Origin of the sequence: Micromonospora vulcania (genome assembly GCF_042658605.1) — a bacterium.
Classification (GTDB): domain Bacteria; phylum Actinomycetota; class Actinomycetes; order Mycobacteriales; family Micromonosporaceae; genus Micromonospora; species Micromonospora vulcania.
In genome coordinates, this window is sequence record NZ_JBHSQS010000001.1 from 510,973 (window position 1) to 533,341 (window position 22,369).

Sequence of the window (22,369 nt, forward strand, 5' to 3'; positions counted from 1 at the left end):
GCACCCTGGTCACCGTGTCCACGCTGCGCGACCTCGCCGAGGAGCACACCCATCTCCGTCCGGCCGACATCGACCACCTGCACCGGATCGCCGGCGACTGGCAGTTGCTCTCCGACCTCTCCTTCGCCGACCTGCTGCTGTGGGTGCCGGTCGACGCCGACGGCACCTTCCTGTGTGTCGCCCAGGTCCGCCCGACGACCGCGCCCACCGCGTACCAGGACGACCAGGTGGGGCGGATCGTCGGCGGGCCCGAGGTGGCTCACCTGGGGGTGGCGTACTCCCAGGGCCGGATCTGGCGGGAGGGTGATCCGGTCTGGTACGGCGACGTGCCGGCCCGGCACGAGGCGATCCCCGTCCGCCTGCGTACCACCGAGGGGGAGGCCGGTGAGGTGGTCGCCGTGGTCGGCCGGGACACCAACCTGTCCACCGCGCGTACCCCCAGCCAGCTGGAACTCAACTACCTGACCACGGCCGACGACCTGGCCCAGATGATCGCGGACGGCACCTTCCCGCCGCCCCGGCACCCGGGCGAGACCACGTCCGCGCCCCGGGTCGGCGACGGCCTGGTCCGGCTGGACGCCGGCGGCAAGGTCACCTATGCCAGCCCGAACGCGCAGTCCGCGTACCGTCGGTTGGGTTACGCCTCCCACCTGGTGGGGGAGGACCTGGCCGCGCTGCACCGCCGGTTGGCCGGCGACCCGCTGGACGGCACCGAGGCGGCGAACGGCATCCTGGCCGCGCTGCGCGGCGAGGCGCCACCCCGGCGGGAGATCGACGCGCGGGGCGCCACGATGCTCACCCGGGCACTGCCGCTGATGCCCGCAGGGGTGCCGATCGGCGCGCTGGTGCTGGTCCGGGACATCACCGAGGTCCGTCGCCGGGACCGGGCGCTGATTACCAAGGACGCCACCATCCGGGAGATCCACCACCGGGTGAAGAACAACCTCCAGACGGTGGCCGCGCTGCTGCGTCTACAGGCTCGCCGGGTCGCCATGCCGGAAGCCCGGGTCGCCCTGGAGGAGTCGGTCCGCCGGGTCGCCTCGATCGCCCTGGTGCACGAGACGCTCTCCATGTCGAGCGACGAGGCGGTCGAGTTCGACGGCATCGTCGACCGGGTGGCCAGCGCGGCGACCGAGGTCGCGGCGACCGAGGTGAGCGTCGGTATGCGCCGGACGGGCAGCTTCGGGGTCCTGCCCGCGGAGATCGCCACCTCGCTGGTGATGGTTCTCAACGAGTTGCTGCTCAACGCCGTCGAACACGGCTTCCCGCCGGCCGACGAGGCGGACCTCCCGGCCCCGCCCGCCGCACCGCCTACCGCGCTGGTCGCCATGCCCGCGGTCGTCCCGGGAACCGATCCGGGCGAGCGGCCGGAAGTGGTCGTATCGGCACACCGGTTCCGCAAGATGCTGCACGTCTCGGTCGCCGACAACGGCCGCGGGCTGCCGTCCGACTTCGACGCCGAGCGCGGTAGCAAGCTCGGGCTGCAGATCGTCCGGGCGCTGGTGACCGGCGAGCTGCGGGGCACCATCGAGCTGCGCGCGGGCGCCAACGGCGGGACCGAGGCGGTGCTGGTCGTCCCGCTGGCCCGGACCACGCACGACAGTCGGTCCGCCGGCTGACCCGGGCGGTCGCGACCGACCCGGCACGTGCTGGCGAGCGATATACCTGTGGGGCATATTTATGACTCACAGGTATATCGCTCACCGAGGCGGGTGTGGCCGAGTGCGCTCTGGGGATGCCCCCTCACGACGTCGGTCGCCGAAGTGTGCCGACGAGGTAGGTCAGTGGCCCGGGCGGCTGGTGAGCAGGGCGACGGTCAGGCCGGGGCGCAGCCAGACGCGCTCGACCGTGAAGGCCGCGCGCAGCGCGTCCCCCTTGGCGCTGGGTACGGCGGCCAGAGGATCGGTGTGCCGTCCCGCGACGACCAGCCACACCCGTTGCGTGTCGGCGAGGCACTGCGTCGGTCGAGGGCACTCGGCGGCCCACAGATCACCCCGTCGGGCCTCGTCCTCGGTGACCAGGACGTCCCGTGGTGGGTCGCTGAGGTGGTACTCGATACCCAGGTCGAGGAAGAGCCAGCTCCGCCGGGGCGAGTAGACGATCGTGTCGCCCGGCCGCTGCCCGTCGGCGATCACCCGGGCGGCACCGGCGTAGTCCACCGCCGCGCTGCGCGGCCACTCGTGGGTGCGCCGCAGCGCGGCCTGGTCGGGTAGGCCGAGCAGCCCGGCGAGGACCACCACGGCCAGCGCGGCCGGCGCGGTCACGCCGGCCAGCGCCGCACCGGCCAGCAGGCAGGCGAAGGGCACCACGAAGACCAGGTAGCGGGGCACCCACAGCGGTACGACCGTGCCGGCGAGGAACAGCAGCAGGACAGGCAGCAGCACCGCGCAGCCGGGCAGCAGCCCCCGCCGGCCGAGCCGCGCCGCACCGAGCGCGGCGAGGCCGACCAGCAATCCACCCACCACGCTGCTCTGCGCCACCCCGCCCGGCAGCGCGGTGAGATCGTCCAGCCGGGCCGGGTCGACCCAGTCCAACTGTCGGGAGCGCTGCGTACGGGCCTGGAGCAGCAGCGGGCCGACCAGCAGCACCCCCGGCAGCAGCGCGACCAACCATCGCCACACCCGCCGCTCCGGACCGGTCCCGCCGTCCGTAGCGGCTGTCGGGCCAGCGACTCCGGCTGCGGCGAGACCACGCCACCAGACGGCGAGCACTATCAGCGCGTGCGCGGCGAGCAGGGTGAGTGCGATCAGGTGGGTGAGCCCGAGCGCGGCGACGGCGACCGCGTAGCCGGCCCAGCGGGGCCAGCTCGGTCGGCGTAGCGCCAGTACCAGCAGCAGGGTGGCGAGCACCGCGAACATGGTGGCCAGGGCGTACGGCCGGGCCTCCTGACCGTAGCGGGAGGTGCCGGGGAGCACCGCGAAGAGCAGCCCGGCGTACCGGCCGGTCCGATCGTCGACCAGCCGGGCGCCGAGGACGGCGACCAACCCGGCGGCGACGGTCATGGCCAGCGCCGCCGGCGCGCGCAGGGCCACCGTGGAGTCGCCGACGAGCGCGAGCCAGCCGTGCATCAGCAGGTAGTACGGCCCGGTGGCGGCGTCGATGGTGCCAGCCAACCGGGCCAGGTCGCCGGGCGACCGGGTGGCCGCGCTCCAGGTCGCCAGTTCGTCGCGCCAGAGCTGAGCCGAGCCCAGTCCGAACCCGGTGATCGCCAGGGTCAGCAGCGCCGGTGCGAGCCAGACCGGGAGGCGGCGCAGGCCGCGCCGCGCCGCCGTGGTCGACTTTTCGGACAATATGCCCACGATCCGAGCCTGCCACGGCCACTGCGGTTGCGGGCCTCAGCCTGCGGCAGGTGTTCAGCGCCAGGCGGCCATCACGTCGTTCGGGCGGGCGGTCTTCGCCGGATCACGCTCCACGAGATCGTCGAGCACGGCGTCGATCCGCGCCATCAACTCGGCGTCCAGCCGGACCGCGGTGGCCGCCGCCGTCTCGGCGAGCTGCTCGGGACGGGACGCGCCGACGATCGCGCTGGCCACGGTCGGCCGGTGCAGCACCCAGGCGACGGCCAGCTGGGCCATCGTGCAGCTGGCGGCCTCGGCGATCGGCCGGAGCTGGCGTACCCGGGAGAGCAGCAGGTCCGAGGAGTAGCGGGCGATGAACGACCCACCGAAGCCGTCGGTCGCGCGGGAACCGGCCGGGGGCCGCTGACCCGGCTGGTACTTGCCGGTCAGTACGCCCATGGCGAGCGGCGCCCAGGCGAGCTGACCCAGGCCGAGTTCGGCACTGACCGGCACCACCTCGGCCTCCACCACCCGCCACAGCATCGAGTACTGCGGCTGGTTGGCGATGAACGGGACGTGCAGTTCGGCGGCGAGCCGCCGGCCGGCGCGCAGTTGCGGGGCGGTCCACTCGGAGGCGCCGACGTAGAGCACCTTGCCCTGGCGTACGAGGTCGGCGAAGGCGGTCATCGTCTCCTCCAGCGGCACGCTGTCGTCGTACCGGTGCGCCTGGTAGAGGTCGATGTAGTCGGTGCCGAGCCGGCCCAGCGACGCGTGGCAGCTCTCGGTGACGTGCTTGCGGGACAGCCCGGAGTCGTTCGCGCCCGGCCCGACCGGCAGGTACACCTTCGTGCACAGCTCGATCGAGCTGCGTCGTACGCCGCTCAGTGCCTTGCCCAGCGCCTCCTCGGCCCGCCCCTGGGCGTACCGGTCGGCGGTGTCGAAGGTGGTGATGCCCGCGTCCAGCGCGGCGGCCACGCAGGCCGCCGCCGCGTCGTCGTCGAGCTGGCTGCCGTGGGTGACCCAGTTGCCGTACGCGACCGCGCTCACGCGCAGGCCCGACCGGCCCAGTTGCCTGTACTCCATCTGAGGATCCTCAGGTGGCCGAGCGCTGTCGCCGAACCGTTCGATCGTGGTCGAATCCGAGCGTGATCGAGGTCGAGTTCACCCCCGACGATCTGAGTCGGGTCCGGTTCGCGCACTCGCCGCTGGCCGAGCTGGTGGCCAGCTCCTGGGTGCTGCGCAAGCCGGCGAAGTACTGGCTGCACCGCCCGTGGCGGGAACGCGCCGAGCGGCTGCTGCCGGGTGCCGGCCTCGAACCGTTGTTGGCGGTGCTCGGATCGTCCAACAGGTACGTGCCGGACTTCCTCACCCCGATCGGGGTGGCGCCGAGCCTGGCGGCCGAGTTACGGGCGGTCGCCGGCACCGATCCGGCGCGGGTACGGCGGCAACTCGACCGGGCCGGTGCGCCCCGGCTGACCCCGGACGAGCTGGTCACGCAGCTTCGCCGGTACTTCACGCTGCTGATCGCGCCGGACTGGCCCCGGCTGCGGGCGCTCGCGCTGGCCGACATCCGGCGGCGCACGCTCCTCGCGGCCGAGCAGGGCGGCCGGACCCTGTTGCGCGAGCTGCACCCGTCGATCCGCTGGGACGGCGCGGCACTGCGGGTCGCCGTCGGCACGACCCGGCCGGACGGTCTCGGCGGACGCCCGTGGACGCTGCTGCCCACCGCGTTCGCCGGCCCGGCCGTGCACACGATCATCGAGGGGGATGCGGGGCCGGCCCTCTGCTATCCGCCGGCCGGGCTGGGCGGGCTGTGGGAGTCGCCGCCGCCCACCGCCGCGCTCGGTGCCCTGCTCGGCGGTACGCGGGCCGCGGCGCTGTCCCTGCTCGACACGCCGCTGAGCACCGGCGAGTTGGCCGCGATGTTGGGCCTCGCCCCGGCGACCGCGTCGCACCACCTCACCACGCTGCGGGACAACGGGCTGGTCGCCGGCGTCCGCCAGGGGCGGGTGGTCCGTTATGCGCGGACTGTCCTCGGTGACCAGCTGGTCGGCTGACCTGGGCCCGTGATGTGGGATCCCGCACGCGTACATTGGCCGGCCCCCATGGGGTGTGGCAGCATGGGCACCATGACCGCCGCTGTCGTCCGCCGCTTCGTGGCTCGTCGCCACGTCGATTACGGCCGCGTGCGTAGCGCGATCTGTCCGGCCCACTGACGACGCCCGACCATTCTGTCTCGGGCGCGCTCCGCGCCGGCTGTCTCTGACACCGTTGTCCGCCCGCTCTCTCGCCGGGCCGGCCGCCGCGCTCCGCGCCTGTCCCGAGGCAACGCAGACCAACGGAGGACGCCGCGATGGCGGTCAGCAGCATCCCGGCCCGTTCCGAGGACCCGACGGCCCGCCCTGCCCGGGCACCGCGCCGGCCGCGGGGTGAGGGTCAGTGGGCGCTCGGCCACCGCGAGCCACTCAACCCCAACGAGCGGATCAAGAAGGACGACGACCCGCTCAACGTCCGGGCCAGGATCGAGACGATCTACGCCCACCGCGGGTTCGCCTCGATCGACCCGCAGGACCTGCGCGGGCGGTTCCGCTGGTGGGGCCTCTACACCCAGCGCAAGGCGGGCATCGACGGTGGGCGCACCGCCGTGCTGGAGCCGCACGAGCTGGAGGACGAGTTCTTCATGCTCCGGGTCCGCATCGACGGCGGCCAGCTCAGCCTCGCCCAGCTGCGGGTGATCGCGGACATCTCCCGGGAGTTCGCCCGGGACACCGCGGACATCACCGACCGGCAGAACATCCAGTACCACTGGATCCGGGTCGAGGACATGCCGGAGATCTGGCGGCGACTGGAGTCGGTCGGCCTGCAGACCACCGAGGCGTGCGGCGACTGCCCCCGGATCGTGCTGGGCAGCCCGGTCGCCGGGGTGGCCCGCGACGAGGTGCTCGACCCGACCCCGGCGGTCGACGAGATCGTCGCCCGGTACGTCGGGGACAAGCAGTTCTCCAACCTGCCCCGCAAGTTCAAGACGTCGATCTCCTGGCTGGTGGACACTCCATACCAGTCCAACGACATCTCGTTCCTCGGCGTCGACCACCCCGAGCACGGTCCCGGCTTCGACGTGTGGGTCGGCGGTGGTCTCTCCACCAACCCGATGCTCGCCCAGCGGCTCGGCGTCTGGGTGCCGCTGGCCGAGGTGCCCGACGTCTGGGCCGGCGTGGTCGGAATCTTCCGCGACTACGGCTACCGGCGGCTGCGCAGCCGGGCCCGGCTGAAGTTCCTGGTCGCCGACTGGGGCGTGGAGCGGTTCCGCGAGGTCCTGGAGAAGGACTACCTCGGCCGTACGCTGCTTGACGGCCCGGCACCGGAGCTGCCGGCGAAGCCGGTCGACCACGTGGGTGTGCACGAGCAGGCCGACGGGCGGCACTACGTGGGCGCGGCCCCGGTGGTCGGGCGGGTCTCCGGCGGGCAGCTCGCCCAACTGGCCGACGTGGTCGAGGCGCACGGCAGCGACCGGGTGCGGCTCACCCCGTACCAGAAGCTGCTGGTGCTCGACGTGCCGTCGGAGCGGACGGAGTCGCTGGTCGACGCGCTGCGGGGGATCGGCCTGGAGGCCCGGCCGTCGGCCTGGCGGCGCGGCACCATGGCGTGCACCGGCATCGAGTACTGCAAGTTGGCCATCGTCGAGACGAAGGCCCGCGGCGAGGAGCTGGTGGCCCGGCTGGAGCAGCGGCTGCGCGACTTCGACGCGGACATCTCGATCCACATCAACGGCTGCCCGAACGCCTGCGCACGCACCCAGGTGGCCGACATCGGGCTCAAGGGGCAGCTGGTGGTCGGGCCGGACGGCCGTCAGGTGGAGGGCTTCCAGGTGCACCTGGGCGGTGGGCTGGGCATGGCCCAGGGGCAGACCGCCGGATTCGGGCGCAAGCTGCGCGGTCTGAAGACCACCGCCGACGAGCTTCCGGAGTACGTGGAACGACTGGCCCGCCGCTACCTGGCCGGTCGGAGCGCGGGCGAGACGTTCGCCAACTGGGTGATCAGAGTCGACGAGGAGGCCCTGCGATGAGCAGCGAGAACCGAGCGGCACCTCTGTACTGCCCGTACTGCGGCGAGGAGGACCTGCGGCCGCACGAGGCGGGGCACGGCGCCTGGGAGTGCCACGCCTGCGCCCGGGTGTTCTCGGTGAAGTTCACCGGGCTGCTCTCGCGGGCGGTGACCCGATGAGTCTGGTCTCCGCCACCGGTCTGGGCCTGGTCGGCCCGGGTGGCCCGACGCCGGCCGATCCGGCCCGGCGTACTCCGGACGAGCTGCGGGCGCTGGCCGAGCAGGCGGGTCGGGAGCTGGAGGGCGCTCCGGCTTTGGAGATCGCCCGCTGGGCGGCGCAGACCTTCGGCGACCGGTTCTGTGTCACCAGCTCGATGGCCGACGCCGTACTGGCCCACCTGGTGTCCCGGGTCGCCCCGGGGGTGGACGTGGTCTTCCTCGACACCGGCCTGCACTTCCCGGAGACCCTGCGGGTACGCGACGAGGTGGCCCGGACGCTGCCGGTGAACGTCCGGTCGATCCGGCCCCGGCTCACCGTCGGTCAGCAGGACGGGCAGTACGGCCCACGCCTGTTCAACAAGTCGCCGGACGACTGCTGCCAGCTGCGCAAGGTGGAGCCGCTGGAGCGGGCGCTGACCGGGTACGACGCCTGGGCCGCGGGTCTGCGGCGGGACGAGTCGCCGACCCGGGCCAACACGCCCGTGGTGACCTTCGACCCGCGCCGCGGCAAGGTCAAGGTCAACCCGATCGCGGCCTGGTCGCAGGGCGACGTGGACGCGTACATCGCCCGCTGGAACGTGCCGGTCAACGAGCTGTTCAAGCAGGGCTACGGCTCGATCGGCTGCTGGCCGTGCACCCGTCGTACCAAGGCCGGCGAGGACCCGCGTGCCGGCCGGTGGGCCATGTTTGAGAAGACCGAGTGCGGGCTGCACGTCTGATCTCCCCGATCACGACCCCGACCGGGCCCTGTGCGGCCGGCGGGGCGGATCCGGTGGTGCTGGTCGCCCACGGCAGCCGTGATCCGCGGGCTGCCATGGCGACGCGGGCGCTGGCCCGGGCCGTGTCGGCGGCCCGGCCCGGCACCCCGGTGCTGGCGAGCTGGCTGGACCACACCGAGCCGGGGCCGACCGAGGTATTGCGCGAGCTGGCCGTGGCCGGTCACCGCCGCGCGGTCCTGGTGCCGCTGCTGCTGACCGCCGCGTACCACCGGCGGGTGGACATCCCGGCGGCCGTCGCGGCCGCTGCACGGACCGGGCCAGCGCTGGCGGTACGGGTGACCGACGTGCTCGGCCCGGTCGACGGGGCGGTGGACCCGGCGCTGCTGGCCGGGCTGCGTCGCCGGCTCGGAGAGGCGCGTCCGGGCCGCTTCGACGCGCTGGTGCTGGCCGCAGCGGGTACCCGGGACGCCCGGGCGCGCGGTTCGGTGGGTCGGGTGGCGGACGCGCTCGGCGCGGAGTTCGGGGTGCCCTGCCGTGTCTCGTACGCCTCGGCGGCCTCGCCGACGACCGGCGTCGCGGTGGCCCGGCTGCGTGCGGCCGGTGCTCGCCGGGTGGCGGTGGCCGGTTACTTCCTGGCGCCGGGCCTGTTCCACGATGCGGTGACCGAGGTGGCCCGGGCGGCCGGCGCGGTTGCGGTGGCGGCTCCGTTGACCGATGCCCCGGAGTTGGCCGATCTGGTGCTGCGTCGGGTCGACGGCCGGTCCCGCGAGCGCCTGGTGACTCCGACGGTGTGACCGAGGTCCCCGTTCACGGGTGCGCAAAGAGCGGTGCGGCGGGTATTCCTATGCCGTGGATGTGTGCTGCATTGGCGGGGCTCGATCAGACCCGGACAGCTGTACGCCCCGGCGGGCGGACCCGCCGGGGCGTACAGCTGTGTCGTGGGATCAGGCAGAGTGAGCGCGCAGCACCCGAAGGCCGCCGCGGCGCTTCACGGCGCGCCGCTCCTCTTCGCTCATTCCGCCCCAGACGCCGGCGTCCTGACCCGACTCGAGTGCCCACTGCAGGCACTGGTCGGTCACGGAGCAGCGCCTGCAGACGGCCTTGGCCTGCTCGACCTGCAGGACAGCCGGTCCGGACGTCCCGATCGGGAAGAACAGCTCCGGGTCCTCGTCGCGGCAGACAGCATGGTGACGCCAGTCCATGGCGGCAACACTCCTCATTCTGGATGGGTGGCAACTTATTGCTTGTCGTGCTTTTCCTATATGCATCCGCAGTGCCGATGGTGACGGTTCGCGTACGTCCATTCGGCAGTGCGTGAGCAGGCGGTTAGCGCCGGGGACCTGCTGGAACAGCTCAACCTGACGAGCATATCCAGGCAATGTCCCGGTAACTCAAGTTCGCTTGTGAATACTTTCACGAACAGTCGGGATGTCAAGGGTGACGCTCGGAAAAACTCCGGGCGGTGAGCAAGCCCACAACCCATATGTCCGGGTTTCAGTATTTTCCTGGTTACCCGGTGTACCACTGTCGAGGATCAATATAGTACAGTCCGCGTGACATTGCTGACATTTCCGGCACCTGCCTCTCGGTGTGGCGGCCACCGCGCCGATGCAGTTGTGGGGCCGCGTCGACCTAGGGCAGTACCCGAGACCTAGCAGATTACTCTCAGTGCGCCGGGAATGGATGCGAATCTGACTTTCTCCCGCTCGCCAAGGTAGTCGCCGTCGAGCTGGAACGCCTGCGGGCGGCTTGAGACCAGCGTGAACTCCGCTGTGTCATGGAGACGTAACACCTGCCGGCCGTGCGGATCCGCTTGCCGGGAGAGGAATTGGGTCACTGTCCGTGTCGTACTGGCGACCCGGAGCTGACGCAGCGCCAGCACGTCCAGCCCGAGGTCGAACGACGCCTCCGGGTTCGGGTTGATTTCCCGATCACCCAGGTACGTCCACGGCGCGGTGTTCTGAATGATGACCGTCGCGAGCTCGGCCTCCGCCGGCTCACCCGGGCGCTCCAGCGTGATCGCCGGATGCCGCCGGTCCGAGGCGAAGAAGTACTGGTTCATGATCGAGCGCAGGTAGAGCCCCGGCGTGGAGACGCGCCCCCGCCGACGGGCCTGCTCCACGCGGTGGATCACCGCGGCGTCCAGGCCGAACCCGGCGCAGAAGGTGAAGTAGCGGTCGTCGGCGCGGCCCAGCCCGACCGTCCGCTGCCGACCCAGACGCAGTCCTTCGAGGATCATGCTGGTCGCCTCCGGCCATTCCCGGGGCAGGCCCAGCGCGCGGGCGAACACGTTGGTCGAGCCACCCGGAACGGTGGCCAGCGCGGGCAGCCGCTCTGCCAACGTGGCGTCGGCGGCGGCCGGTGGCTCGGCCGTCATCAGACCGTTCACGACCTCGTTCACGGTGCCGTCACCACCCAGGGTGACGACCAGGTCGACCCCCTCCGCGGCGGCCTCGCGCGCCAACCCCATGGCGTGCCCACGTCGACGGGTGTAGCGCACGCTGAGGTCGACTTCGCTGCGCAGCGCCCGGACAAGCACGTCCCGGCTGCGTTCGCTGGTGGTGGTGGCCTTCGGATTGACCACCAGGACGGCCCGCATGGGCGGCACTGTACCTCCCGGTAGCCCAGGTATCGTGGCGCGCGTGACCATCGACTCGGCCCCGATTCCCGTCACGCTCCGCTGGGCGGTGCGGCTGCTGTGGGCGGAGGCGGTCGCCGTGGGGCTGATCGCCGCCTGGCTGCTCTGGGCCGATCTCACCGCCACCACCACCGACCTACCGTCGGCGTTGCTGGTGACCGCGTTCGCCATCGGTGCCGCCGTCGCGCTCTGGGCGCTCGGCCGCGCGCTGCTGCGCCGTCGGGCCGGCGCACGGGCCCCGGCGATCGTGCTCCAGCTGATGCTGCTGCCGATCGGGTGGTTCATGATCCAGGCCGGGTTGGGCTGGCTGGGCGTGCCGCTGATGGTGCTCGGCCTGGGCGTCGGCTGGCTGTTGGTCAGCCCTCCGACGACGCGCGCCCTCGGCTTCGAGTGAGCGCACCCGGCCGCTGACCGCACGGCCGCTGACCGCACGGCTGCTCAGCGCACGGCCGGGCACGACCCTCACCGCCCGGCCGCTGACCGTGCCGGTCAGTAGCCGCCGGAGCGCCGGGTGAGCAGTGAGATCGTCGCCCGGCCGTCGGCGGCCATGGCGGACGCCGAGGTGGTCAGCGCGGTGAGCACCTTCCAGGCGAACGAGGACTCGCCGGGCAGCGTCGCGCCACGGACGGTTGGCACGGTCACCTCGACGGTCAGCGCGTCCTCGGTGACCGAGAAGCGGCACTCCAGTTCCGCGTCGCGGGTGGCGATGGCGAGCAGCATGGCGCACGCCTCGTCGACCGCGATCCGCAGATCCTCGATCTCGTCGAGCGCGAACTGCAAGCGGGCCGCGAGACCGGCGGTGGCGGTACGAAGCACGCCGAGGTATCCGCCGTCGGCGGGCACCGTGAGGTGCACCACGTCGTCGTCGGTCGCTGGCTGGCCGGTCAGTTGAGTCACGCCTCATCCCCCCGGTCGGGGACTCTACCCGGTCAGTCGGCGGAGCGCGTGCCGGCGGGCGTCGCCTGGACGGCCAGGTCGTGCAGCGCGGCACCGCTGAGGCGGTACGGCACCCACTCGCTCATCGGCTCGGCGCCGATCGAGGCGTAGAAACCGGCGGCCGGATTCCAGTCGATCATCCACCACTCCAGTCGCCGGTAGCCGCGTCGTACGCAGATGTCGGCCAGGGTGGCGAGCAGTAGGCGGCCCGCCCCGGTGCCCCGGGCTGTCGGCCGGACGTAGAGATCCTCCAGGTAGATGCCGTGTACGCCGGCCCAGGTGGAGAAGTTGAGGAACCACAGCGCGAAACCGATCGGCTGGTCGTGCTCGTCCACCGCGACGTGGCCGAAGAGCGCCGGTGCGGGGCTCGGCGTGTCGCCCCCGAGCGCGGTCGGGAACAGTGCCGAGGTCAACTGCTCGGCGGTGAGGTGGCACTGGTCGGGGGCGCGTTCGTACTCCGCCAGCTCGTGCACCATGGCGACGACGGCCGGCACGTCCCGAGGACGTGCCGGCCGGACCGTCGGGATGACGGGAGAGGTCACGCCTTCTTGGTCTCCCAGAAGATCTTCGAGATCTCGTCGATCTTCGCGAGCAGCTTGTCGGCGGTGGCCGGGTCGAGGCTGCCCTTGACGCCGCTGGCGCCGGCGAGCTTGGTGGCCTCGTTGAACAGGGTGTGCAGGTTCGGGTACTTCTCGAAGTGCGGGGCCTTGAAGTAGTCGGTCCAGAGCACCCACAGGTGGTGCTTGACCAGCTCGGCGCGCTGCTCCTTGATGATGACCGCGCGGGTACGGAACTCCGGGTCGGTGTTCGACTGGTACTTCTCGCAGATCATTTTGACCGACTCGGCCTCGATCCGGGCCTGGGCCGGGTCGTAGACGCCGCACGGCAGGTCGCAGTGAGCGCTCGCGGTGACGCGGGGCGCAAGGATGCGCGGAAGTCGCATCGGGATCCTCCATGGGAAGTTTGCGATGATCAAAGGCGACATTACTCCTGGGAATGCTCCCCGAACCGGGTGGAGGTGAAACCAGTGCAGGCCGATCACTCGCCGGAGGCGCCCCGACTGCGGGGGCCGCTGACCGCCGTCTTGGTCACCGGCCCGTCCATGGCACCGACACTGCGGCACGGCGACGCGGTGCTGGTCCGTCGGGGCGGGCGCCCGGTCCGACCCGGTGACGTGGTGGTGGCGGTCTTCCGGACCCGTCCGGAGCTGCTGGTGGTGAAGCGGGCGGTCCGGGCCCAGGACGGCGGGTGGTGGCTGCGCGGGGACAACGACCTGGTCACCGACGACTCCCGGGCGTACGGGGTGGCCGACGTACGTGGCCGGGTGGTGGCCCGCTACTGGCCGCGCCCTGGACGGGTGCCGCGTCGACCGTTATGACCCCGCTCACATCCGAGCGGCGGTGTCGACACTATGCTCGGAAGTGCCCGGGTGACCCCCCGCACCGCGCGCCACTGCTCGCCGCCCACCTCGCGGCCGGGCCGGCCGCCCCGTCTGCTCGACAGATCCTGGAGTCACCACCATGTCTTCGTCCACCATGGACCCCGCTGATCCCGTCTTCCAACTGCACCTGGGCGGCAAGATGGCCGTCACCTCGACGGTGCCGCTGACCAGCCGGGAAGACCTCTCCCTCGCGTACACCCCGGGGGTTGCCCTGGTCTGTGAGGCGATCGCCGCCGACCCTGGCCTGGCCGACGACTACACCTGGGCGTCGCACACCGTCGCGGTGGTCACCGACGGGTCGGCCGTGCTCGGGCTCGGCAACATCGGTCCGCGCGCCGCGCTGCCGGTGATGGAGGGCAAGGCGGTGCTGTTCAAGCAGTTCGCCGGCGTGGACGCGGTGCCGATCTGCCTGGACACCCAGGACGTGGACGAGATCGTGGCGGTGGTGCGGGCGCTGGCACCGTCGTTCGGTGGGATCAACCTGGAGGACATCAGCGCGCCGCGCTGCTTCGAGGTGGAGCGCCGGCTCGACGAGGCGCTGGACATCCCGGTCTTCCACGACGACCAGCACGGCACCGCGATCGTGGTGCTCGCCGCGCTGCGCAACGCCGCCACCCTGCTCAACCGCAAGCTCGGTGACCTGCGGGTCGCGGTGAGCGGCGCGGGCGCGGCCGGTGTGGCCGTGACGAAGATGCTGGTCGCTGGCGGCGTCAACCCCGACCAGGTGGTGGTGTGCGACTCCAAGGGGATCATCGGTCGCCACCGCACCGACCTGACCGGCACCAAGGCCGAGCTGGCCGCGAGCACCAACGCCGACGGCCGGCACGGCGACATCACCGAGGCGCTGCGCGGCGCGGACGTGCTGATCGGCGTCTCCGGTGGGCAGATCCCGGAGGCCGCGGTCGCCGGCATGGCACCCGGCGGCATCGTGTTCGCGCTGGCCAACCCCACCCCGGAGGTGCACCCCGAGGTGGCCGCCCGGCACGTCGCGGTGGTCGCCACCGGGCGCAGCGACTACCCCAACCAGATCAACAACGTGCTGGCCTTCCCCGGGGTGTTCCGTGGCGCGCTGGACGCTCGGGCCACCCGGATCACCGAGGGGATGAAGGTCGCCGCGGCGGACGCCATCGCTCAGGTGGTGGCCGAGTCGCTGACCGCCGACGCCATCGTCCCGTCGCCGCTGGACCCACGCGTCGCGCCGGCCGTCGCCGAGGCGGTCGCCGAGGCGGCCCGCCGCGACGGCGTGGCCCGCCGATAAGGAAGGGCACCTTCTTAACGCCTGGTGCATAGGAAGGGCCCCTTCTTAACGAGCGCTCAGCTTGTTACCGTGCCGACCATGCGTGCCGCCTTCGCCTCCCGCTTCGACGACGCCGATCCGCTCGCCGCACTGACCGTCGGTGAGCGTCCCGAGCCGACCCACCCCGCCGACGACTGGGTGACCGTGCAACTGCGGGCCACCTCGCTCAACCACCATGACCTCTGGTCGCTGCGCGGGGTGGGGCTCACCGAGGCCCAGCTGCCGATGATCCTCGGCTGCGACGCGGTCGGGGTGGACCCGGCCGGCAACGAGGTGGTCGTCTACCCGGTCGTGGTCACTCCCGGTGACCCGCGCGGGGTCTCCATCCTCTCCGAGCACTTCGCCGGCACCCTCGCCGAGCGGGTCGCCGTACCCCGATCGAACCTGATCCCGCTGCCCGCGGAGCTGACGGCCACCGACGCGGCCTGCCTGCCCACGGCCTGGCTGACCGCGTGGCGGATGCTCACCACCAAGGGTCGGGTCGAGGACGCCGACGCGGTCCTGGTGCAGGGCGCGGGCGGCGGCGTGGCCACCGCGGCCGTCGCGCTCGCCGTCGCAATGGGCAAGCGGGTGTACGCGACCAGCCGCGACGCCGCCAAGCGGGACCGGATCGCCGCGCTCGGCGCCACCGCCGTGGAGCCCGGTGCCCGCCTGCCGGAGCGGGTCGACGTGGTGATCGAGACGGTCGGCGCGGCCACCTTCGACCACTCGCTCAAGTCGGCCGCGCCGATGGCCCGGATCGTGGTGTCCGGGGCCACCGCGGGGCACGAGCCGTCGGTGAACCTCCGCCGCGTCTTCGCCATGCAGCTGGAGATCCTGGGCACCTCGATGGGTACGCCGGGCGAGCTGTACGAGCTGCTCACGTTCTGCGCCGACCGTGGCGTACGCCCGGTGGTGGACAGCGTGATCCCGTTCAGCCGGGTCGAGGACGCCTTCGCCCGACTGCACTCCGGCGACGCCTTCGGCAAGGTGGTCATCGACCACACCGCGTGAGCGCGCTGCTCGATCCGCACCACATCGAGGAAGTAGTGGCCTCCGGCGACGCCGAAGGCCACTACCTCCTGGGTTCTGCGCGGATCGGAAGGCGCGCGCCGCGACCGGGAGGCGCTTGCCGCGCTCAGAGGTGGTCGTCGAAGGTGGCGATGTCGCCGCGCGCGGCCTCGGTCGGCATGCGGCGCTTGGCTTCCTCGTCGCCGTAGAGCGACCAGCGCAGGAAATCGACGGTCGTGTCCGAGACCACCCCCAACGCCGTCCTGTCGGCGAGCAGCTTCCGGCCGTGGTCGCCCTTGGGCAGGGTGAGCATCGCCTTCGGCCAGGGCACCTTGTCGTAGACGGCCTTGCCCGCCGCGTACTCGATGACCTCGTCCAGCTCGCCGTGCACGAAGAGCTGGGGCGCCACCGCACCGGCGAACGCGGTGCCCACACCGAGCCCGGTGCCGGCGAACACCACGCCGGCGTCGAGTCGCGCGTCCCGGCCGGTGGTGAAGAGGCCGATGGTGGTCACCGCGCCGGCCGAGTGCCCGGCCGCGGCCACCCGGTCGGCGTTGAGCCGGCCGCGCAGCGGGTCGTCGGCCTTGGCGTCCAGCGCCAGCACCTGGGTCAGCGCGTACGACACGTCGGCCGGCTGGTTGAGCACGTCGAGAATGTCGCCGTTGGTGCCCCGGGCGGTGTGCGGGAAGGTCGGCGCGGCCACCACGAAGCCGACCGCCGCCCACCTGGTCAGCAGCGCCGCGTAGTCATCCGGCCGCCCGGTCAGCCCGTGGCTGAACATCACCACGGGAAACCGGCCCTCGGCCGCGGCCGCCGACCGTTTCACCGCGCCGCCGGCCTGCCCGGCCGCCGGGTACCAGAGCGTCACCGGTAGCGCCCGCCCGTCCCGGTTCAGCTTCAGCTGGCGTACGCCGACGGCGAAGTCCTGCGGCGGAGCGGTCGCCTGCGGCGTCGGCGTGGCGGCGGGTTTCGGCTCGGGCGGTGCGGCGGACCGGGTATCGCCGGAGCAGCCGACCAGACCGGCCATGAGCAGGGCGCTGGCCAGCAGCGCGGGGGTGACGCGACGCGACATGAGCATGATTGTGCCTTGTCCGGCCGACCGGACCGCCCCGGTTCGGCGGGGCGTGCCAGCCCGGTGACTCAGCGCGCCGGGCGGGACTCGTACCGGGTCAGGGTGGGCGACTCGGCGTCGACGGGCAGGCGGACCCCGGCCGCTGCGTCGTCGTAGAGCGTCCAGCGGAGGAAGTCGGTGGTGGTGGCGAGAACCGGGGCGAACCCCGGGTGGCCGGGGGTGAGGTACGCGCCGTGGTCCTGGTCGAGGAGGCTGAGGAACGCGGCCGGCCCGGGCGTACGCCGGTAGGCGGCCCGGCCGACCGTCACCGGCACCACCGGGTCGGCCGTCCCGTGCACGAAGAGCATCGGCGCGGCCGGCCCGGCGAAGCTGCCGGGCAGCCCGCCCCCGGCGATCACGATGCCGGCGCGCAGCCGGGCCGGATGCCCGGCGCTGAACATGCCGGCCGTCGTGAAGCCGCCCGCCGAGTGCCCGGCGGCGGCGATCGCGGTCAGCTCCAGATGACCGGCGAACGGGTCCCCGGGGTCGGTGTCGAGGCGGCTCAGGTGCCGGATCAGCCGCCACCCGTCGGCCGGCTGGTTACGGACGTCGGCACGGGTGAACTCGGCGGCGCCCTGCCGGGTGTGCGGGAACGCCGGAGCGGCCACCACGAAGCCGGCCGCCGCCCACCGGGTGGTCAACTCGGCGTGCAGCTCGGGGCGGCTGCCCAACCCGTGGCTGTAGACGACCACCGGGAACCGCCCGGCGGCCATCCCGCCGGGGGAGGCCGGGAACCAGACGGTCACCGGCAGGGGGCGCGCCGAGCGCGGATCGAGGGTGAGCGTACGCACGCCGACGGCGTACGACCCCTCGGGCGCTCGGCGCGCGCCCGGGACGGCGGTGGAGCCGCCCGGTGCGGCGGTGGCCGGTGCGCAACCAACCAGCAGCGACGTCACCAGTACGGCGATCAGCCGCCCCGCCCCCATGGTTCCACGGTAAGTGGCCGGGCGTGCGGAACGACCCCGCCGTCCGGCCCGGCTGCACCCGCCGACCCGGTCGGGTCCTCTCCGCCGGCCGGCTCGACCCGCCGAGGTGACCTGGGCGGGGGCGTCGCGTCTCGATCGGCTTCGCTAGGGTCACCGGCATGTCTGAGAACTACACCGACCCCAGCGGCAACACCGAGGCGTTCCGGGCGTTCACCCACTCGCCGGAGGCGACGGCGTCGACGGAGGCACCGTCCCGTACCCCGCTGATCATCGGTGCGGCGGTGGTCGTCGTGCTGCTGGTGGCCCTCGTCGCCTGGCTGGCGACGTCCTGAGCTGACCGCGGCGGCCGGCTCGACGAGCCGAGCCGCCGCATCTCAGCGGGCCCCGACCACGTCCCGGGTCTGCCGGGCGATCTCCCGTTCCTCGTCGGTACGGATGACGCAGACGGTCACCTCGGCACCATCGGGTGAGATCACCCGGTCACCGTCGGTGGCGCTGTCGTTGCGGGCCGGGTCCACGGCGATGCCGAGGCGGTCCAGACCGGCCAGCGCGGCAGCCCGGACCGGCGCGGCGTGCTCGCCCACGCCGGCGGTGAAAGCGATCACGTCGACCCGGCCGAGCAGCGCGTAGTAGGCGCCCACGTACTCGGTGATCCGTCGGCAGTACACGTCGAAGGCCAGCGCCGCCGCCCGGTCCCCGGCCGTCCGGCGCTGGAGCACCTCGCGCATGTCGTTGACGCCGGTCAGCCCGAGCAGGCCGCTGCGGTGGTTGAGCAGGTCGTCGATGTCGTCCACCGACAGGCCGCCCTCCCGGCGCAGGTGGAAGATGATCGTCGGGTCCAGGTCGCCGCTGCGGGTGCCCATCACCAGCCCCTCCAGCGGAGACATGCCCATCGAGGTGGCGACGCTGCGACCGGCGGCCACCGCACAGGCGCTGGCCCCGTTGCCCAGGTGCAGGGTGATCGTGTTGACCTGGTCGTACGGGCGGTCCAGCAGCTCGGCGGCACGTCGGGAGACGTACCCGTGCGAGGTGCCGTGGAAGCCGTACCGCCGGATGTCGTACCGCTGGGCGGTGTCCCGGTCGATGGCGTACGTCGCGGCGGCCTCCGGCAGGGTGTGGTGGAACGCGGTGTCGAAGACCGCGACCTGCGGTACGCCTGGGAGCGCCGCGCGGGCCACCTCGATGCCGGCCAGGTTGGCCGGGTTGTGCAGTGGTGCGAGCGGGACCAGGTCGTGGATCGCGGCCAGCACCGCGTCGTCGATGAGGACCGGCGCGGCGAACCGTCGGCCGCCGTGCACGACCCGGTGCCCGACCGCCACCAGCCCGGTCAGGTCCAGCCCGCCGAGGATCTGCCGCACCGCGCTGGCGTGGTCCGCCGGGCCCCCGCCCGGTTCACCGACCCGCTCGACGGTGCCCTGGTCGAGCACCCGGTCACCGTCGTAGTGGCGCCACTTCACCGAGGACGACCCGCAGTTGAGCACCAGTACCCGACTCACCGGGCCTCCTCCTCGCTGGCCGCCTGGATGGCGGTGATCGCCACCGTGTTGACGATGTCCGGCACGGTGGCGCCACGGGACAAATCGTTCACCGGCCGGCGCAGGCCCTGCATCACCGGCCCGACGGCGACCGCCCCGGCGGAGCGCTGCACCGCCTTGTACGTGTTGTTGCCGGTGTTCAGGTCCGGAAAGATGAAGACGGTGGCCCGGCCGGCGACCGGGCTGCCCGGCAGCTTGGTGGCCGCGACCGCCGGGTCGATCGCCGCGTCGTACTGGATCGGTCCTTCGACCAGCAGGTCCGGCCGGCGCTCGCGAACCAGCGCGGTGGCCGTGGCGACCTTCTCCACGTCGGCGCCGGCGCCGGAGCTGCCGGTCGAGTACGACAGCATGGCCACCCGGGGCTCGATGCCGAAGCGGGCGGCCGTGTCGGCCGACGAGATGGCGATGTCGGCGAGTTGGGCGGCGTCCGGGTCGCGGTTGACCGCGCAGTCGCCGTAGACCAGCACCCGGTCGGCCAGCAGCATGAAGAAGACGCTGGAGGCCACCGAGACCCCCGGCACCGTACGGATGATCTCGAACGCCGGCCGGATGGTGGCGGCGGTGGTGTGCGTCGACCCGGACACCATCCCGTCGGCGTGCCCGGCGGCCACCATCAGGGTGCCGAAGTAGTTCGGCTGGGCCACGATGTCGTGCGCCAGCTCGGCGGTGACACCCCGGTGAGCGCGCAGCCGGGCGTACTCGACCGCGAACTCGTCCCGCCACCCGCTGGTGACCGGGTCGACCACGGTCGCGTCGCCGAGGTCGACGCCCAGCTCGCGGTTACGCCGGGCGATGTCGTCCGGCCGGCCGAGCAGGGTCAGGTCGGCCACCCCACGACGGAGCAGGATCTCCGCCGCACGAAGGATCCGGTCCTCCGCGCCCTCCGGCAGCACCAGGTGCCGGCGCTGGGAGCGGGCCCGGTCGATCAGCTCGTTCTCGAACATCAGCGGCGTGACCCGGGCCGATCGGCTGACCCGCAGGCGGCGGGCCAGGTCGTCGGTGTCGACGCAACGCTCGAACGCGCCGAGCGCGGCCTCCACCTTGCGCGGGTTGGTCGCGCTGGGTCGGCCCTCGATCCGGCTGGACGCGGCCACCGTGTCATAGCTGTCGCTGCTGACCGAGAGCATCGCGAGCCCGGTGTTCATGCCCTCCACCAGCCGCATCACCCGAGGATCGGGCTGCTCGCCGAGGGTCAGCACCAGTCCCGCCACCGACACCTGCCCGGCCACGTGCGCGGCGCTGGCGGCGACCAGCAGGTCGGCCCGGTCCCCGGGGGTGATCACCAGGGCGCCCTCGGTGAGGTGACTCAGCAGGGTCGGCACGTGCGCGGCACCGACCACGAAATCCAACACGTCCCGGCCGAGCGCCGCGTCGTCCCCGGCCAACAGGGTGGCGCCGAGCGCCGCCGCCACCTCGGCCACCGTCGGCGCCGACACGCTCGGCACCTCCGGGATGGCGTACGCGGGCACCGGCAGCTCGGGCAGCGTCATCGGCCCGGGTACCCGGTTGGCGATCACCGCGAGCACGGTCGCGCCGAGATCGGCCAGATCGTGGTACGCCCCGCGTACCGCCGCCGCGACGGCCGCCGGCTCCTGCCCGAAGCCGTCCACCACCGGCACCACCACGCTGCCGAACTCGGTGGCCAGCCGGGCGTTGAAGGCCAGTTCCCGGGGGCGGGCCGGGTCACCGGGGTCGTCGAAGTCACTGCCCACCACGACCACCGCCGGGCACTGCCGTTCCACCGCCCGGTAGCGCTCGACGACGACGGAGATCAGCTCCTCCCGCCGGCCGTCGGCGACCAGGGCGGCGGCCTCGCCGTAGCTCGCCCCGGCCAGGTCGGCCAACGGCAGCTCGACGCGGTAACGCTCGCTGAGCAGGGCGAGGATCGGGTCCGGGCCGGTGTCGGCGACCAGCGGTCGGAACACGCCGATCCGCCCGACCTGGCGGGACAGCAACTCGGCCAACCCGAGCGCGACGGTCGACTTTCCCCCGCCCGAACCCACGCTGGTCAGATACACACTCCGGGCCACGACCTCACGCTACAAGATCGTGGTACGTCCCACCGGGGTCCTTTGGCCCGGCCAGCCGACCTGGTCTGATCAGGACGAGCCGGTCGCGACGATCTGCCCGACCCCCTCGTCGGACGGTGGCACGTCGGGCAGCTTGGCCACCCGGAGGATCGCGTCGCTCTTGGCGACCCAGGCGGTGCCGAAGGCGGAAACGGCGACGGTCTCGCACCACAGCATTGGCTGGAGCGTCTGGTGGACGTCCGTCGCGAGTGCGCTGGTAGCCAGCGCAACCACGATCGCCGCCAGGATGAGCAGGCCGCAGGTGCGGTACAAGCGGTTGGCGACGCGTCCGGGCGGCGTGCCGTCGCGGTCGGGGCGGGTGAAGAGGAACAGGCAGAAGACTGCGAGGAGCAGGAACAGGGCCGCAGCCGCGCCCTGGTGCACCAGCCCGGTCGCCCGGCTGACGGCGCTGGTACCGCCGGTCGGTGCTTCGACCCTGATGGGAAAGAGGGCCACGATGATCGCGAGCGCCCCGGCGATCGTGCCGACGAGATTATCCGGCCAGCGGTAGCGGTAGGCGATGAGGAACACCCCGATCGCGCACAGGGCGCCGACGAACACGTTGCGCATTTCGGTGTGGTAATACGCGCTGAGCGAGCTGAGTACGACCACGCGACGGGTGGCGACCATGTGGCCGACGACCAGCACGATCGGTAGGGCGATGCCGACCGATCCGATGCCGATGCGCAGGTGGCGTACGGTCACCGCGTCCTGCGGCGGCTTGGCGGGCTTGAAGTTCACGGCTCGGTCTCCTGGCGTCCGGCGGCGTGGGATCCGGCGGGCCTGTGGGTACCGGCGACGCTGCTCCACCAGTGGACGTCACGCGGAGCTACGAGTCAACTGCTGAAAGTTACTCATCGTCAGGGTCGTCGAGTCGGGCCAGGTAGGTGGCCAGGCGTTCGATGGGGGTCTCGAAGTCGGGGTTGAGGTCGACGAAGTCGCGCAACCGCTCACCCAGCCACTCAAGGGTGACCTGCTCGTCGCCCCGTCGCTCGACGAGTTCCTCGATGCCACGGTCGGTGAAGTACATGGGTGCGTCCTCTTGCGTCGGTCGGCTCTGATCCGTCGATCTAGGGCGTTTCGTCGTCAGTCGATCTCCTAGCACGACGATATGCCCTAGATCGACGGGGCGGGGTGGGCGGGGCTCGGCGGGGCGGGGTGGGCTC

The 22,369-nt window shown here is 72.5% G+C and carries 24 protein-coding genes; 11 read left to right on the forward strand and 13 right to left on the reverse strand.

Translation table 11 applies throughout. From position 1 onward, the window contains the following. Positions 1-14 precede the first annotated feature (14 nt). Positions 15-1,619, forward strand: coding sequence for a histidine kinase N-terminal domain-containing protein (locus tag ACFQGL_RS02500; RefSeq protein ID WP_377504711.1), 1,605 nt, complete (start codon positions 15-17; stop codon positions 1,617-1,619). Positions 1,620-1,781: 162 nt separating this feature from the next. On the opposite strand, the gene ACFQGL_RS02505 is transcribed toward ACFQGL_RS02500, so the two are convergent. Both ACFQGL_RS02505 and ACFQGL_RS02510 read right to left on the reverse strand, forming a co-directional pair. Then, positions 1,782-3,299: a glycosyltransferase family 39 protein gene (locus tag ACFQGL_RS02505; RefSeq protein ID WP_377504570.1), complete on the reverse strand. Its 1,518-nt coding sequence runs from the start codon at positions 3,297-3,299 to the stop codon at positions 1,782-1,784. Between the two features lie 54 nt (positions 3,300-3,353). Continuing rightward, positions 3,354-4,361, reverse strand: a complete 1,008-nt coding sequence (locus tag ACFQGL_RS02510) for an aldo/keto reductase family protein (RefSeq protein ID WP_377504573.1) — start codon at positions 4,359-4,361, stop codon at positions 3,354-3,356. 62 nt (positions 4,362-4,423) lie between these two features. Here ACFQGL_RS02510 and ACFQGL_RS02515 point away from each other — a divergent pair, with 62 nt between their 5' ends. The 5 genes from ACFQGL_RS02515 to ACFQGL_RS02535 all read left to right on the forward strand — a co-directional run bounded on the left by ACFQGL_RS02515 (position 4,424) and on the right by ACFQGL_RS02535 (position 9,054). Beyond that, positions 4,424-5,335, forward strand: a complete 912-nt coding sequence (locus ACFQGL_RS02515; RefSeq protein WP_377504576.1) for an ArsR/SmtB family transcription factor — start codon at positions 4,424-4,426, stop codon at positions 5,333-5,335. A 296-nt stretch (positions 5,336-5,631) separates the two neighbouring features. Then, a complete protein-coding gene (locus ACFQGL_RS02520) occupies positions 5,632-7,344 on the forward strand; it encodes a nitrite/sulfite reductase (RefSeq protein WP_377504579.1) in 1,713 nt (570 codons plus the stop codon). Then, positions 7,341-7,502 (forward strand): hypothetical protein, encoded by a 162-nt coding sequence (locus ACFQGL_RS02525; protein ID WP_167517323.1) that lies wholly within the window; start codon positions 7,341-7,343, stop codon positions 7,500-7,502. Before ACFQGL_RS02520 ends, ACFQGL_RS02525 begins: the two co-directional genes overlap by 4 nt. After that, positions 7,499-8,260 (forward strand): phosphoadenylyl-sulfate reductase, encoded by a 762-nt coding sequence (locus tag ACFQGL_RS02530; protein ID WP_377504582.1) that lies wholly within the window; start codon positions 7,499-7,501, stop codon positions 8,258-8,260. Before ACFQGL_RS02525 ends, ACFQGL_RS02530 begins: the two co-directional genes overlap by 4 nt. Continuing rightward, entirely contained in the window at positions 8,242-9,054 is an 813-nt protein-coding gene (locus tag ACFQGL_RS02535) for a sirohydrochlorin chelatase (protein WP_377504585.1), read from the forward strand. Before ACFQGL_RS02530 ends, ACFQGL_RS02535 begins: the two co-directional genes overlap by 19 nt. A gap of 150 nt (positions 9,055-9,204) precedes the next feature. Here the strand turns inward: ACFQGL_RS02535 and ACFQGL_RS02540 are convergent, their stop codons facing one another. Further along, a complete protein-coding gene (locus ACFQGL_RS02540; RefSeq protein WP_377504588.1) occupies positions 9,205-9,462 on the reverse strand; it encodes a WhiB family transcriptional regulator in 258 nt (85 codons plus the stop codon). Between the two features lie 449 nt (positions 9,463-9,911). After that, positions 9,912-10,859 (reverse strand): diacylglycerol/lipid kinase family protein, encoded by a 948-nt coding sequence (locus ACFQGL_RS02545; protein WP_377504591.1) that lies wholly within the window; start codon positions 10,857-10,859, stop codon positions 9,912-9,914. 43 nt (positions 10,860-10,902) lie between these two features. Between ACFQGL_RS02545 and ACFQGL_RS02550 the strand changes: the two genes are divergently transcribed. Beyond that, positions 10,903-11,292 (forward strand): hypothetical protein, encoded by a 390-nt coding sequence (locus ACFQGL_RS02550; RefSeq protein ID WP_377504593.1) that lies wholly within the window; start codon positions 10,903-10,905, stop codon positions 11,290-11,292. Positions 11,293-11,387: 95 nt separating this feature from the next. Here the strand turns inward: ACFQGL_RS02550 and ACFQGL_RS02555 are convergent, their stop codons facing one another. Genes ACFQGL_RS02555 through sodN form a run of 3 tightly spaced genes read right to left on the reverse strand, consistent with a single transcriptional unit; the run spans position 11,388 to position 12,777 of the window. Further along, the gene (locus ACFQGL_RS02555; protein WP_377504596.1) at positions 11,388-11,795 is read right to left on the reverse strand and encodes an ATP-binding protein; all 408 of its coding nucleotides are present in this window, start codon (positions 11,793-11,795) and stop codon (positions 11,388-11,390) included. A gap of 32 nt (positions 11,796-11,827) precedes the next feature. Next, the gene (locus ACFQGL_RS02560; protein ID WP_377504599.1) at positions 11,828-12,376 is read right to left on the reverse strand and encodes a GNAT family N-acetyltransferase; all 549 of its coding nucleotides are present in this window, start codon (positions 12,374-12,376) and stop codon (positions 11,828-11,830) included. Then, the gene (gene sodN / locus ACFQGL_RS02565) at positions 12,373-12,777 is read right to left on the reverse strand and encodes a superoxide dismutase, Ni (RefSeq protein WP_377504602.1); all 405 of its coding nucleotides are present in this window, start codon (positions 12,775-12,777) and stop codon (positions 12,373-12,375) included. The genes ACFQGL_RS02560 and sodN overlap by 4 nt, the downstream gene beginning before the upstream one ends. An 84-nt stretch (positions 12,778-12,861) precedes the next feature. Between sodN and ACFQGL_RS02570 the strand changes: the two genes are divergently transcribed. The 3 genes from ACFQGL_RS02570 (at position 12,862) to ACFQGL_RS02580 (ending at position 15,565) form a co-directional block, all read left to right on the forward strand. Continuing rightward, positions 12,862-13,212 carry a S26 family signal peptidase gene (locus ACFQGL_RS02570; protein WP_377504605.1) on the forward strand — a complete coding sequence of 117 codons (351 nt, stop codon included), beginning with the start codon at positions 12,862-12,864 and terminating at the stop codon, positions 13,210-13,212. Between the two features lie 142 nt (positions 13,213-13,354). After that, complete coding sequence (locus ACFQGL_RS02575) at positions 13,355-14,533, forward strand: NAD(P)-dependent malic enzyme (protein ID WP_377504608.1); 1,179 nt, start codon at positions 13,355-13,357, stop codon at positions 14,531-14,533. 69 nt (positions 14,534-14,602) lie between these two features. Then, positions 14,603-15,565, forward strand: a complete 963-nt coding sequence (locus ACFQGL_RS02580) for a zinc-binding dehydrogenase (protein WP_377504609.1) — start codon at positions 14,603-14,605, stop codon at positions 15,563-15,565. Between the two features lie 124 nt (positions 15,566-15,689). Here ACFQGL_RS02580 and ACFQGL_RS02585 read toward each other — a convergent pair whose 3' ends face one another. Both ACFQGL_RS02585 and ACFQGL_RS02590 read right to left on the reverse strand, forming a co-directional pair. After that, positions 15,690-16,634, reverse strand: coding sequence for an alpha/beta hydrolase family protein (locus ACFQGL_RS02585; RefSeq protein WP_377504612.1), 945 nt, complete (start codon positions 16,632-16,634; stop codon positions 15,690-15,692). 68 nt (positions 16,635-16,702) lie between these two features. Further along, positions 16,703-17,599, reverse strand: a complete 897-nt coding sequence (locus tag ACFQGL_RS02590; RefSeq protein ID WP_377504615.1) for an alpha/beta hydrolase family protein — start codon at positions 17,597-17,599, stop codon at positions 16,703-16,705. A 158-nt stretch (positions 17,600-17,757) separates the two neighbouring features. On the opposite strand from ACFQGL_RS02590, the gene ACFQGL_RS02595 reads away from it, so the two are divergent. Continuing rightward, positions 17,758-17,931: a hypothetical protein gene (locus tag ACFQGL_RS02595; RefSeq protein WP_377504617.1), complete on the forward strand. Its 174-nt coding sequence runs from the start codon at positions 17,758-17,760 to the stop codon at positions 17,929-17,931. A 42-nt stretch (positions 17,932-17,973) separates the two neighbouring features. Here ACFQGL_RS02595 and ACFQGL_RS02600 read toward each other — a convergent pair whose 3' ends face one another. The 4 genes from ACFQGL_RS02600 to ACFQGL_RS02615 form a co-directional block, all read right to left on the reverse strand. Beyond that, entirely contained in the window at positions 17,974-19,095 is a 1,122-nt protein-coding gene (locus ACFQGL_RS02600; RefSeq protein WP_377504620.1) for an acetate/propionate family kinase, read from the reverse strand. Continuing rightward, positions 19,092-21,164, reverse strand: coding sequence for a phosphate acetyltransferase (pta, locus tag ACFQGL_RS02605; protein ID WP_377504623.1), 2,073 nt, complete (start codon positions 21,162-21,164; stop codon positions 19,092-19,094). Before pta ends, ACFQGL_RS02600 begins: the two co-directional genes overlap by 4 nt. A gap of 69 nt (positions 21,165-21,233) precedes the next feature. Then, positions 21,234-21,944, reverse strand: coding sequence for a DUF998 domain-containing protein (locus ACFQGL_RS02610; RefSeq protein WP_377504625.1), 711 nt, complete (start codon positions 21,942-21,944; stop codon positions 21,234-21,236). Positions 21,945-22,053: 109 nt separating this feature from the next. Next, positions 22,054-22,233, reverse strand: coding sequence for a DUF6104 family protein (locus ACFQGL_RS02615; protein ID WP_074314166.1), 180 nt, complete (start codon positions 22,231-22,233; stop codon positions 22,054-22,056). Between the last annotated feature and the right edge of the window lie 136 nt (positions 22,234-22,369).